The 12,668-nt window shown below is 57.1% G+C and carries 9 protein-coding genes; 7 read left to right on the top strand and 2 right to left on the bottom strand.

The window, feature by feature from the left end; translation table 11 throughout:
* The first annotated feature begins 3 nt into the window (after positions 1 to 3).
* Together yfhb and tadA are read left to right on the top strand one after the other, a co-directional pair.
* Positions 4 to 639, top strand: coding sequence for a phosphatidylglycerophosphatase C (yfhb, locus tag L384_RS00165; protein WP_003860696.1), 636 nt, complete (start codon positions 4 to 6; stop codon positions 637 to 639).
* 24 nt (positions 640 to 663) lie between these two features.
* Entirely contained in the window at positions 664 to 1,203 is a 540-nt protein-coding gene (tadA, locus tag L384_RS00170) for a tRNA adenosine(34) deaminase TadA (RefSeq protein WP_022651606.1), read from the top strand.
* Here tadA and mltF read toward each other — a convergent pair.
* On the bottom strand, positions 1,091 to 2,641 hold the full coding sequence (mltF, locus tag L384_RS00175; RefSeq protein WP_023325077.1) for a membrane-bound lytic murein transglycosylase MltF: 1,551 nt from the start codon (positions 2,639 to 2,641) through the stop codon (positions 1,091 to 1,093). The genes tadA and mltF overlap by 113 nt on opposite strands.
* A 267-nt stretch (positions 2,642 to 2,908) precedes the next feature.
* Between mltF and purL the strand changes: the two genes are divergently transcribed.
* The 5 genes from purL (at position 2,909) to glnB (ending at position 11,264) form a co-directional block, all read left to right on the top strand.
* Entirely contained in the window at positions 2,909 to 6,796 is a 3,888-nt protein-coding gene (purL, locus tag L384_RS00180; RefSeq protein WP_023325076.1) for a phosphoribosylformylglycinamidine synthase, read from the top strand.
* Positions 6,797 to 7,328: 532 nt separating this feature from the next.
* Positions 7,329 to 8,762 carry a two component system sensor histidine kinase QseE/GlrK gene (gene qseE / locus L384_RS00185; protein WP_032610263.1) on the top strand — a complete coding sequence of 478 codons (1,434 nt, stop codon included), beginning with the start codon at positions 7,329 to 7,331 and terminating at the stop codon, positions 8,760 to 8,762.
* Positions 8,759 to 9,511: a two-component system QseEF-associated lipoprotein QseG gene (gene qseG, locus L384_RS00190; protein WP_003860689.1), complete on the top strand. Its 753-nt coding sequence runs from the start codon at positions 8,759 to 8,761 to the stop codon at positions 9,509 to 9,511. Before qseE ends, qseG begins: the two co-directional genes overlap by 4 nt.
* A complete protein-coding gene (glrR, locus tag L384_RS00195; protein WP_003860687.1) occupies positions 9,508 to 10,845 on the top strand; it encodes a two-component system response regulator GlrR in 1,338 nt (445 codons plus the stop codon). Before qseG ends, glrR begins: the two co-directional genes overlap by 4 nt.
* Before the next feature lie 80 nt (positions 10,846 to 10,925).
* Positions 10,926 to 11,264 carry a nitrogen regulatory protein P-II gene (gene glnB / locus L384_RS00200; protein ID WP_003860685.1) on the top strand — a complete coding sequence of 113 codons (339 nt, stop codon included), beginning with the start codon at positions 10,926 to 10,928 and terminating at the stop codon, positions 11,262 to 11,264.
* Positions 11,265 to 11,340: 76 nt separating this feature from the next.
* Here glnB and hmpA read toward each other — a convergent pair whose 3' ends face one another.
* Positions 11,341 to 12,531: an NO-inducible flavohemoprotein gene (gene hmpA / locus L384_RS00205; RefSeq protein ID WP_023325074.1), complete on the bottom strand. Its 1,191-nt coding sequence runs from the start codon at positions 12,529 to 12,531 to the stop codon at positions 11,341 to 11,343.
* Between the last annotated feature and the right edge of the window lie 137 nt (positions 12,532 to 12,668).

The following is a 12,668-nucleotide window of genomic DNA, read 5'->3' as shown; positions in this document are numbered from 1 at the left end:
GGTTTGGCCAGTCACGAGCGTCGCGTTGTCTTTTTTGATCTGGATGGAACGCTGCATCAGCAGGATATGTTCGGCACCTTTATGCGCTACCTGCTACGGCGCCAGCCCCTTAACGCGTTGCTGGTATTACCCCTGTTACCCGTTATTGGCATCGCGCTGCTGGTGAAAGGCCGTGCAGCGCGCTGGCCGATGAGCCTGCTGCTCTGGGGATGCACGTTTGGTCATAGCGAAGCGCGCCTCAAGCAGCTCGAACAGGATTTTGCGCACTGGTTTCGCGGGCACGTCGCCGCGTTTCCCGTGGTACAGGCGCGCCTGACCAGCTATCTCGACGCCAATGATGCCGATATCTGGCTGATTACTGGCTCCCCGCAGACGCTGGTGGAGCAAGTCTATTTTGATACGCCCTGGCTGCCGCGCGTAAATCTTATCGCCACTCAGATCGCGCGCGGCTACGGCGGCTGGGTGCTCACCCTGCGCTGCCTCGGACATGAAAAAGTGGTGCAGCTGGAGAAACGCATCGGTACGCCGCTGCGTCTGTACAGCGGCTACAGCGACAGCAAGCAGGACAACCCGCTGCTCTATTTTTGCCAGCACCGCTGGCGCGTCACGCCTCTGGGCGAACTTCAGCAACTCGAATAGTCTTATCTGTACCGGCTGTGTATAATGCCGCCCGCTTTTCGACTGGAGTATCAGCCCTTGTCCAACCCTGAACACAATCATGAATACTGGATGCGCCATGCGCTGGCGCTGGCTCAGCGCGCCTGGGAAGAGGGCGAAGTGCCCGTGGGCGCGGTACTGGTCCATAACAATCAGGTGATTGGGGAAGGGTGGAACCGTCCGATTGGCCGTCACGATCCTACCGCGCATGCTGAAATTATGGCGCTGCGTCAGGGCGGACTGGTGCTGCAAAACTATCGTCTGCTTGATACCACCCTGTATGTCACCCTTGAGCCGTGCGTAATGTGCTCCGGGGCGATGGTGCACAGCCGAATCGGTACGCTGGTGTTTGGCGCGCGGGATGAAAAGACGGGCGCTGCTGGTTCACTGATGGACGTACTTGGGCATCCGGGGATGAACCACCAGGTGAAAACTATCGGCGGGGTACTTGCACCAGAATGTTCGGGTCTGTTAAGTGACTTTTTTCGAATGCGTCGGCAGCAGAAAAAGCAACAAAAGGCAGAATTGAAACCACAGGGTGATTAAGCTCTTCCGGTGCGACCACCGGATAGCTTTCAGCCAGCTGTTGCGCCTCGGCCGCCTCTTTTTCTTTCTCCAGCAGATATCCCACCAGGCTTATCTGATACTTACGAATATTTTCCACGTAGGCATACGCTTCATGGCCGCGCGCATAGCCATACGTCAGCTTCTGGTACCGCTGTTTCTGGCCAAGCAGCGGCAGGCGCTGTTTTACATCTGACCAACTGTCCGGGTTACCTTTGGTTTTCGCCGTCAGCGCCCGCGCGTCGAGCATATGCGCATACCCCATGTTATAGGCGGCTAGCGCAAACCAGATCCGCTCCCCTTCCGGGACCGTCTCCGGCACTTTCGCCATCATATCCTGTAAATACTGCGCGCCGCCGCTGATGCTCTGTTCCGCATCGGTCCGGTCGCTGATGCCGAGGCTCTGGGCGGTATTTTTGGTGAGCATCATCAACCCGCGCACGCCCGTGGGGGAGGTGGCCTGAGCATCCCAGTGCGATTCCTGGTAGGAAATTGCCGCCAGCAGCTTCCAGTCAATCTCCTGGGCGTACTTCTCAAACAGCGGTTGCAGGTCCGGCAGCACGCTGTCCACCGCGCGCAGGAAGGTGCGGGTGTCAACGTAATCAAAATCGTCCCCGTGACCGAGATATTTCTCTTCCAGACGCGCCAGGGTGCCGTCTTCATTGATGGAATTAAAGAAATCGAGCATGGCCGCAGAGACGGTTTGATCGTCGTCCAGCTGGGTAAACCAGGTCACCGGCTGTTCGTCGGTCACATCCAGCGCCACGGCGATTTCAGGATGAACGCGCTGGAAAAGACTGATCGCCACCGAATCAGCAATGGTATAGGCCAGCTTTTTATCTTTTACCTGCTCCAGCAATTCGGTCGTGCCGAGTTTAGGATCGACCGTCCAGCTGAGGTTAGGGTATTTTTTCTCTTTCAACGCCCGCAGATCGTCAATCACCACATGGCCTGGCGCAATGGTCAATTGCTGGTCGGTGATGTCGGCCAGTGAGCGCGGGCGCAGGCTACCCACACGATAAACCACCTGCTGCGACACGGAGTAGTAGGTCGGGCCCGGCTGATAGTTTTTGCTGCGTTCGCTGTTGTACACCAGACCTGCGGCGAGAATATCGGCACGGTCATGGTCCAAATCATCAAACAGCTGGTTGATGTTCTGCCGCACGGTAACTTTCAGCTTCACGCCCAGATAGTCCGCAAACAGCTGTGCCAGTTCGTAATCAAGACCGATGGTTTTACCGTTGATATCGTCGTAAATAAGCGGGGAGGAGAGGGTACTGACGCGCAACTCCCCCCGCTCCTGAATGGCGGCGATACGGTTTTCGGCCTTGCCGAACCAGGGGATAGACGGCCAGAGGGCCACTGCCAGCAGCAACGTAACAATGCCGATGAGCAGATAATTAATCTTTAATTTTTTCAATTAGTTAATTCTCTGCGACGCCGGTTGCCTCAGTGTGCTGTAGTCATGTTAAGAGTAGAGTTTGCCATTGATTGAGCGGCATTTTGCGCAAAGTAGCGCCAGTTGGCAACCAATTAGAGAGACAGGTCACATCTATTGTTAAACATAAAGGTTGATTTTATTTCGACGCAAACGGTTTCGTCGGCGCTCAGGATTCTCTATAATGACGCCCGTTTTCCCCCCTTGCGCACACTGTAAGCGCCCCGGCGCTTCGAAGACGAGAGACTTATGATGGAAATTCTGCGTGGTTCGCCTGCACTGTCTGCCTTCCGTATTACCAAACTGCTGGCACGTTTTCAGGCGGCCGACCTTCCGGTAAGCAATATTTACGCTGAGTATGTCCATTTTGCTGACCTGAATGCCCCCCTGAATGCAGAGGAGCGCGTACAGCTGGAACGTCTGCTTAAATATGGCCCAAGCCTGAGCAGCCATACGCCGACCGGCAAATTAATCCTCGCCACGCCACGCCCTGGCACCATCTCCCCCTGGTCTTCCAAAGCAACAGACATCGCTCACAACTGCGGCCTGAACCAGATTAACCGTCTGGAGCGCGGTGTGGCGTACTACGTGGAAGCCTCTACCCTGAGCGACGCGCAGTGGCAGGCGGTTGCGGCTGAACTGCACGACCGCATGATGGAGAGCGTGTTTGACTCTCTGGATGATGCGCAGAAACTGTTCTCCCACCATCAGCCTGCGCCGGTACAGAGCGTGGATCTGCTGGGGCAGGGGCGTCAGGCGCTGATCGACGCAAACCTGCGTCTTGGTCTGGCACTCGCAGAGGATGAAATCGACTACCTTCAGGATGCATTCGTTAAGCTGAATCGCAACCCGAACGACATCGAACTGTATATGTTCGCGCAGGCCAACTCCGAGCACTGCCGCCACAAGATTTTCAACGCCGACTGGATTATCGACGGCGAACAGCAGCCGAAGTCGCTGTTCAAAATGATCAAAAACACCATGGAGCAAACCCCTGACCACGTGCTGTCTGCCTATAAAGACAACGCCGCGGTGATGGAAGGTTCCGAGGTGGGCCGCTTCTTCGCCGATCGCGAAGCAGGGCGCTATGACTTCCATCAGGAGCCCGCGCATATCCTGATGAAAGTGGAAACCCACAACCACCCGACGGCGATCTCCCCATGGCCGGGTGCGGCGACCGGCTCCGGCGGTGAAATCCGTGACGAAGGGGCGACCGGTCGCGGCGCGAAACCAAAAGCGGGTCTGGTCGGTTTCTCCGTCTCCAACCTGCGTATCCCGGGCTTTGAACAGCCGTGGGAAGAAGATTTCGGCAAGCCAGAGCGCATCGTGACCGCGCTGGATATCATGACCGAAGGCCCGCTGGGCGGCGCGGCGTTTAACAACGAATTTGGTCGTCCGGCGCTGAACGGTTACTTCCGTACCTATGAAGAGAAAGTGGACAGCCACAACGGCGAAGAGCTGCGCGGCTACCACAAACCGATCATGCTGGCGGGCGGGATCGGCAACATCCGTGCCGATCACGTGCAAAAAGGCGAGATCGTCGTCGGCGCGAAGCTGATCGTGCTCGGCGGCCCGGCGATGAATATCGGTCTGGGTGGCGGTGCGGCCTCTTCGATGGCCTCCGGTCAGTCTGATGCGGATCTTGACTTCGCGTCCGTGCAGCGTGACAACCCTGAGATGGAGCGTCGCTGTCAGGAAGTAATCGACCGCTGCTGGCAGCTGGGCGATGCTAACCCGATTCTCTTTATCCACGACGTGGGAGCGGGCGGTCTGTCCAACGCCATGCCGGAGCTGGTGAGCGACGGCGGCCGCGGTGGTCGTTTCAACCTGCGCGATATCCTGAGCGATGAGCCTGGCATGAGCCCGCTGGAAATCTGGTGTAACGAATCCCAGGAGCGCTACGTGCTGGCGGTTGCGGCCGACCAGCTGCCGCTGTTTGACGAGCTGTGCCGCCGCGAGCGCGCGCCGTATGCCGTCATCGGTGAAGCAACCGAAGAGCAGCACCTGACTCTGAGCGACACCCATTTCGACAACCAGCCTATCGATCTGCCGCTCGACGTGCTGCTCGGTAAAACGCCGAAGATGACCCGGGACGTAACAACCCGTAAAGCGGCGGGCAAAGCGCTGGATCGCCAGGGCATCACCGTGGCAGAAGCCGTTAATCGCGTGCTGCACCTGCCTGCTGTGGCTGAGAAAACCTTCCTGGTCACCATTGGCGACCGTACCGTTACCGGTATGGTATCCCGCGATCAGATGGTTGGCCCGTGGCAGATCCCGGTGGCGAACTGCGCCGTGACCACCGCGAGCCTCGACAGCTACTACGGCGAAGCGATGGCGCTAGGCGAACGCACCCCAGTGGCGCTGCTGGACTTCGCCGCCTCTGCGCGACTGGCCGTTGGTGAAGCGCTGACCAACATCGCGGCGACGCAGATTGGCGACATTAAACGCATCAAGCTCTCCGCGAACTGGATGGCCGCCGCCGGTCACCCGGGTGAAGATGCAGGCCTGTACGAAGCGGTGAAAGCTGTGGGCGAAGAGCTGTGTCCTGCGCTCGGCCTGACCATTCCGGTGGGTAAAGACTCCATGTCGATGAAAACCCGCTGGCAGGAAGGTAACGAGCAGCGCGAGATGACCTCTCCGCTGTCGCTGGTGATCACCGCGTTTGCGCGCGTGGAAGACGTACGTCATACCGTTACGCCGCAGCTTTCCACTGAAGATAACGCCCTGCTGTTGATTGACCTCGGCATAGGCCATAACGCCCTGGGCGCCACCGCGCTGGCGCAGGTTTACCGCCAGCTCGGCGATAAGCCAGCCGACGTGCGCGACGTCGCCCAGCTGAAAGGCTTCTACGACGCAATTCAGGCGCTGGTGGCGCAGCGTAAGCTGCTGGCCTACCACGACCGTTCCGATGGTGGCCTGCTGGTGACGCTGGCAGAGATGGCCTTCACCGGTCACTGCGGCGTTGAAGCAAACATTGCTACGCTTGGCGAAGACCGCCTGGCGGCGCTGTTTAACGAAGAGCTTGGCGCGGTCATTCAGGTACGCGCCGCAGATCGCGACGCGGTAGAAGCGATTCTGGCGCAGCACGGTCTGGCAGACTGCGTACACTATCTCGGTAAAGCGGTGCAGGGCGACCGTTTCGTGATTGAAGCCGACGGCCACGCGGTGTTCAGCGAAAGCCGCACCACGCTGCGCATGTGGTGGGCGGAAACCACCTGGCAGATGCAGCGGCTGCGTGACAACCCGGAATGCGCCGATCAGGAACACAACGCGAAGGCGAACGACAACGATCCTGGCCTGAACGTGAAGCTCAGCTTCGACATAAACGAAGACATTGCCGCGCCGTACATTGCGACCGGTGCGCGTCCGAAAGTGGCGGTGCTGCGCGAGCAGGGCGTTAACTCCCACGTTGAGATGGCTGCGGCCTTCCACCGCGCGGGCTTTGATGCCATCGACGTCCACATGAGCGACCTGCTGGCCGGGCGTACCGGGCTGGATGATTTCCAGGCGCTGGTTGCCTGCGGAGGGTTCTCCTACGGTGACGTGCTGGGCGCGGGCGAAGGCTGGGCGAAGTCTATTCTGTTCAACAGCCGCGTGCGTGACGAGTTCGAAACCTTCTTCCATCGTCCGCAGACGCTGGCGCTGGGTGTGTGTAACGGCTGTCAGATGATGTCTAACCTGCGCGAGTTGATCCCGGGCAGCGAAGCCTGGCCGCGCTTTGTGCGTAACCAGTCTGACCGCTTCGAAGCGCGCTTCAGCCTGGTAGAAGTAACCCAAAGCCCGTCTCTGCTGTTGCAGGGAATGGTGGGTTCGCAGATGCCAATCGCGGTTTCGCACGGCGAAGGTCAGGTTGAAATGCGTGATGCGGCGCACCTGGCTCAGCTTGAAAGCAAAGGACTGGTAGCGCTGCGCTTTGTTGATAACTTCGGCAAGGTCACCGAAACCTATCCGGCTAACCCGAACGGTTCGGCAAATGGCATTACCGCGGTCACCAGCGAAAGCGGTCGGGTGACCATCATGATGCCGCACCCGGAGCGTGTCTTCCGCACCGTGAGCAACTCCTGGCACCCGGAAAACTGGGGCGAGGACAGCCCGTGGATGCGCATTTTCCGCAACGCGCGTAAACAACTGGGTTAAGTTTCAACGCCCTGACTGTAGGCCCGGTAAGCGCGAGCGCCACCGGGCTTTTTTGTACCTGTCGCAAAATTGCGACAATCCTCTGGATTGAGTGTCTCCAATAAGAGACATATAAATTGTTGATTTATCTATGGCAGGACAGGTTTCCATTAAGGTGTTGCTTAATAGCGACACTTAGCCTGGAAATCATTCACCTGACAATCAATGCATTTTAATAATAAAACAATTATTAATCATAAGGATAGTATCAAAGTTTGCAATCTGGCACGCATGTTGCATAATAGTAGCCAGTGGCTCATTCACCTTCTTATGTCAGCCCCTTCGGGACGTGCTACATAAACTTCGAATGACGCACAAAAAGGTGCCTGCCGTCCAACTACTGATTATTGCAATGCTTTATCAGGCCAGGGCGAAACGTCGAGTTAGGCACCGCCTTATTCCATGACAAAGCCGGGTTTTTACCCGGCTTTGTTGTATCTGAAGGGCAGACTCAGTTACGCTCTCCTCAAACCCGGATGATGAGAGTAATGTGTTGAAACGCTGGCCCGCTTTCCCTCGCTCCCTGCGACAGCTCGTTATGATGGCCTTCCTGCTGATCCTGCTACCTTTGCTGGTTCTGGCGTGGCAGGCATGGCAAAGCCTGAATGCGTTAAGTGCCCAGGCGGCCCTGACTAACCGCACCACGCTTATTGATGCCCGCCGTAGCGAGGCAATGACCAACGCCGCGCTGGAGATGGAGCGTAGCTATCGCCAGTACTGCGTGCTGGACGACCGTACGCTGGAGAGGGTCTATCAGAACCAGCGTAAACGCTACAGCGAAATGCTGGATGCCCATGCCGGAGTCTTGCCGGATGACAAACTCTATCAGGCGCTGCGTCAGGATCTGAACGATCTGGCGCAGCTCCAGTGCAAAAACAGCGGTCCTGATGCCGCCGCCGCCGCCCGACTTGAAGCCTTCGCGAACGCCAATACGGAGATGGTGCAGTCCACCCGTACGGTTATCTTTTCCCGTGGTCAACAACTCCAGCAGGAGATTGCCGAGCGCGGCCAGTTCTTCGGCTGGCAGGCGCTGGTGCTGTTCCTCGTCAGCCTGGGGCTGGTACTGCTCTTTACCCGCATGATCATCGGCCCGGTAAAGGGGATCCAGCGGATGATTAACCGCCTGGGGGAGGGCAAATCTCTCGGGGATACGGTTGTTTTTAAAGGCCCGCGCGAGCTGCGCTCGGTCGGTCAGCGCATCATCTGGCTTTCTGAACGCCTGGCGTGGCTGGAATCGCAGCGTCACCAGTTCCTGCGCCATATCTCACACGAACTCAAAACACCGCTGGCCAGTATGCGTGAAGGCACGGAGCTGCTGGCAGACGAAGTGGCGGGGCCGTTATCCCCTGAGCAAAAAGAGATCGTGGCGATTCTGGATGCCAGTAGCCGCAATTTACAAAAACTTATTGAACAACTGCTGGACTATAACCGCAAGCTGGCGGATGGTGCTGTGGTGCTTGAAAGCGTTGAGATTGAACCGCTGGTGGACATGGTGATCTCCGCCCATAGCCTGCCAGCAAGAGCTAAAATGATGCATACCCAGGTGGATCTCAATGCGCCATCCTGCCTGGCAGAGCCGATGCTCCTAATGAGCGTACTGGATAATCTTTATTCCAATGCGGTGCACTATGGTACTGAATCCGGTACCATTTATATCAGAAGCAATAACAACGGTTCGCGGGTATTTATTGACGTAGCGAATACGGGAAGCCCGATTCCGGATGATGAAAAAACGATGATCTTTGAGCCCTTCTTCCAGGGGAGTCATCAGCGAAAAGGTGCGGTAAAAGGAAGTGGTCTGGGGCTGAGTATTGCCCGCGACTGCATACGACGCATGCAGGGTGAGCTTAACATCGTGAGTGATGAACGCGCCGATGTCTGTTTTCGTATCGAACTGCCTCTTGAGCCGGAAAAATCAATGAAATGAATAACAACCTGGTGAGTATGTCACACGTCTTTTACCGCGCACTGCGCGCGGTGTTTTCCAGCAAAAATGTGCGCCTCAGCCTGCCCTGCTTACTGCTGGCCGGCTGTGTAACCCATGCACCAAAAAGTGCGATTAGCCACAAACAGGAAGATAAATGGCCGCAAAAACAGCTGGCCGATTTCCTTTCAACACGTTGCGATGATATCTGGAGCCTGTCGGGGCGTGATGTTGAATCCAATCCGCTGTTCTGGCTGCGCGGAATAGACTGCGCCCAGCGACTGGCGCCCGCCGAGGCCCGTGCCCAGGCGGCGATGCTGATGGACGATACCTGGCAGGACGCGTTTAAACGCGGGATCGTGATGGCGGATGCCAGAATCACGCCTGTCGAACGCCGCGCCAACGTGACGCGGCTGGATACTTACGTGATCAATATTCCCCCCCAGGTGCGCCCGGTTTATCAGCTCTGGCGGGACGGACAAACCCTGCAATTACAGCTGTCCGAAGAGCGTTTCCGCTACAGCAAATTGCAGCAGTCAAGCGACAGCGAGCTTGATGCGCTTCGCCAGCAGCAGGAGTCGCTGCGCGAGCAGCTGGAAACCACCACCCGCAAGCTCGAAAATCTGACCGATATCGAAAGACAGCTCTCGACGCGTAAGCCGGCAGGCAGCTATCTGCCCGATGGGTCGAAAGGCAACTCTGCCACGACGCCAGACAGTGAGACGCCGAAACAAGAGGATGTGAAGCCATGACAAGCCGTAAACCTGCCCATCTGTTACTGGTGGATGACGATCCCGGGCTTTTAAAGCTGCTGGGGATGCGTCTGGTCAGCGAAGGCTACAGCGTGGTCACCGCTGAAAGCGGGCAGGAGGGGCTGAAAGTGCTCAGCCGCGAGAAAATCGATCTGGTGATCAGCGATTTGCGCATGGATGAAATGGATGGCCTGCAACTGTTCACGGAGATCCAGAAGCAGCAGCCCGGGATGCCGGTGATTATCCTCACCGCTCACGGATCTATTCCTGATGCGGTGGCCGCGACGCAGCAGGGGGTATTCAGCTTCCTCACCAAACCGGTGGATAAAGACGCCCTCTATAAAGCGATCGACAGCGCTCTTGAGCACGCGGCGCCATCCGGCGACGACGGCTGGCGTGAATCCATCGTGACGCGTAGCCCTGTGATGCTGCGCCTGCTGGAACAGGCGCGGATGGTGGCGCAATCCGACGTTAGCGTGCTGATCAACGGCCAGAGCGGGACCGGGAAAGAGATCCTGGCCCAGGCGATCCACAACGCCAGCCCACGCAGTAAAAATGCCTTTATTGCCATCAACTGTGGCGCGCTGCCGGAACAACTGCTTGAGTCTGAGCTCTTCGGCCATGCCCGCGGCGCCTTTACCGGCGCGGTGAGCAGCCGTGAAGGGCTGTTCCAGGCGGCTGAGGGGGGCACGCTGTTCCTTGATGAAATTGGCGATATGCCCGCGCCGTTGCAGGTCAAACTGCTGCGCGTGTTGCAGGAGCGGAAAGTGCGTCCGCTTGGCAGCAACCGCGATATCGATATCAACGTGCGCATTATTTCCGCTACCCATCGCGATTTGCCCAAGGTGATGGCGCGCAACGAGTTCCGCGAAGATCTCTACTATCGACTGAATGTCGTCAACCTGAAAATCCCGGCGCTGGCCGAGCGTGCGGAAGATATCCCGCTGCTGGCAAATCACCTTTTGCGCCAGGCCGCTGACCGCCACAAACCATTCGTGCGCGCGTTCTCCACCGATGCGATGAAACGCCTGATGACAGCAAGCTGGCCGGGCAACGTACGCCAGCTGGTGAACGTGATTGAGCAGTGCGTGGCGCTGACGTCATCGCCGGTGATCAGCGATGCGCTGGTGGAGCAGGCGCTCGAGGGGGAAAACACGGCCTTACCGACGTTTGCGGAAGCGCGAAACCAGTTCGAGCTGAACTATCTGCGCAAGCTGCTGCAAATCACCAAAGGCAACGTGACCCACGCGGCGCGCATGGCCGGGCGTAACCGTACCGAGTTTTATAAATTGCTCTCACGCCATGAGCTGGAAGCGAACGATTTTAAAGAGTAATACCGCAAAATTCGCCTGAATATGATACTGTGAGCAACCGATTACGAGGCTGCTTACTGGCAAGAGTTTAAGGACCCACCATGAAAAAGATTGATGCGATTATTAAACCTTTCAAACTGGATGATGTACGTGAAGCGCTGGCAGAAGTAGGCATCACCGGGATGACCGTAACTGAAGTGAAAGGTTTTGGTCGTCAGAAGGGCCACACCGAGCTATACCGTGGCGCAGAGTACATGGTGGACTTTCTGCCGAAAGTGAAAATCGAGATCGTGGTAAGCGATGATATCGTCGATACCTGTGTGGATACCATCATCCGCACGGCGCAGACCGGTAAAATTGGCGACGGGAAAATCTTCGTCTTTGACGTGGCGCGCGTGATCCGTATCCGTACCGGCGAAGAAGACGACGCGGCGATTTAAAAAAGATTTGGTAGGCCGGGTAAGGCGCAGCTGCCACCCGGCGAAAAAAAAGCCCCTCGTTGAGGGGCTTTTTGCATTACAGCACTTTATGCGGGCCGAAACATTCGTAATGAATGTTGTCTTTATTCACGCCCAGGTCTACCAGCTGCTTCGCGGCATACTGCATAAACGCTACCGGCCCACAAACGTAGAACTGCATCCCCGGTGCGCTGAACGCCCCTTCATGCTGCCCTAAATTCATCAGGCCTTCGCTGTCGAAACGAGCCGCTGCGCGGTCGGCTTCCGTGGGTAAACGATACCAGGTATGCGCGGTAAAGTGTGGCAGACCCGCTCCCAGCGCTTTCACTTCGTCCGCAAAGGCGTGAACATCACCGTTCTCCGCCGCGTGGAACCAGTTAACCTGCGCGCTGTGGTTTGCTTTCGCCAGCGTATCCAGCATCGCCAGCATTGGCGTCTGACCCACGCCTGCGGAGATAAGCGTCACCGGGGTATTCGTTTCAACGGCCATAAAGAAATCGCCCGCCGGTGCCGCCAGATGGACCACGTCGCCCACGCTGGCTTCGTTATGGAGCCAGTTGGATACCTGACCACCTTCCTCACGTTTAACCGCAATGCGATAGCCTTTGCCGTCTGGCTTGCGGGTCAGGGAGTACTGGCGAATCTCCTGATGCGGGAAGCCTTCAGGCTTCAGCCAGACGCCCAAATACTGGCCCGGCTGGTAATCGGCAACTGGCTGACCATCAACTGGCTCAAACTCAAAGCTGGTGATCAGTGCGCTGCGCGGGGTTTTCTCAACGATGCGGAAGGCGCGCGTGCCTTCCCAGCCGCCATTCTTGCTGGCGTTTTCGCTGTAGATCTGTGCTTCACGGTTGATGAATACGTTTGCAAGTACGCCATAGGCCTTCCCCCAGGCATCCAGTACTTCCTGGCCCGGGCTGAACATTTCGTCCAGGGTCGCCAGCAGGTGACTGCCGACGATGTTGTACTGCTCAGGTTTGATCTGGAAGCTGGTGTGCTTCTGCGCGATTTTTTCCACCGCAGGCAGCAGAGCCGGCAGGTTTTCGATGTTGCTGGCATAGGCGGCAATAGCGTTAAACAGCGCTTCGCGCTGATCGCCGTTACGCTGGTTGCTCATGTTGAAAATCTCTTTGAGCTCCGGGTTATGCGCGAACATGCGATCGTAGAAATGGGCGGTCAGTTTAGGACCCGTTTCAACCAGCAGGGGGATTGTGGCTTTCACGGTAGCGATGGTTTGGGCGTCGAGCATAGCAGCTTCCTTCTGATGTTACTTTAATGATGTATTTTATATGCATCTTATAAAAATACCCCTGCAATGTAAATGGTTCTTTGCATCGTGAAAAATATGCATCACAAAGCTGAAAAGAAATCCGTTGAAAATGGTGA

Origin of the sequence: Enterobacter sp. MGH 38 (genome assembly GCF_000492855.1) — a bacterium.
Taxonomy (GTDB): domain Bacteria; phylum Pseudomonadota; class Gammaproteobacteria; order Enterobacterales; family Enterobacteriaceae; genus Enterobacter; species Enterobacter hormaechei_C.
This window is presented reverse-complemented; position numbering and strand designations above follow the sequence as displayed.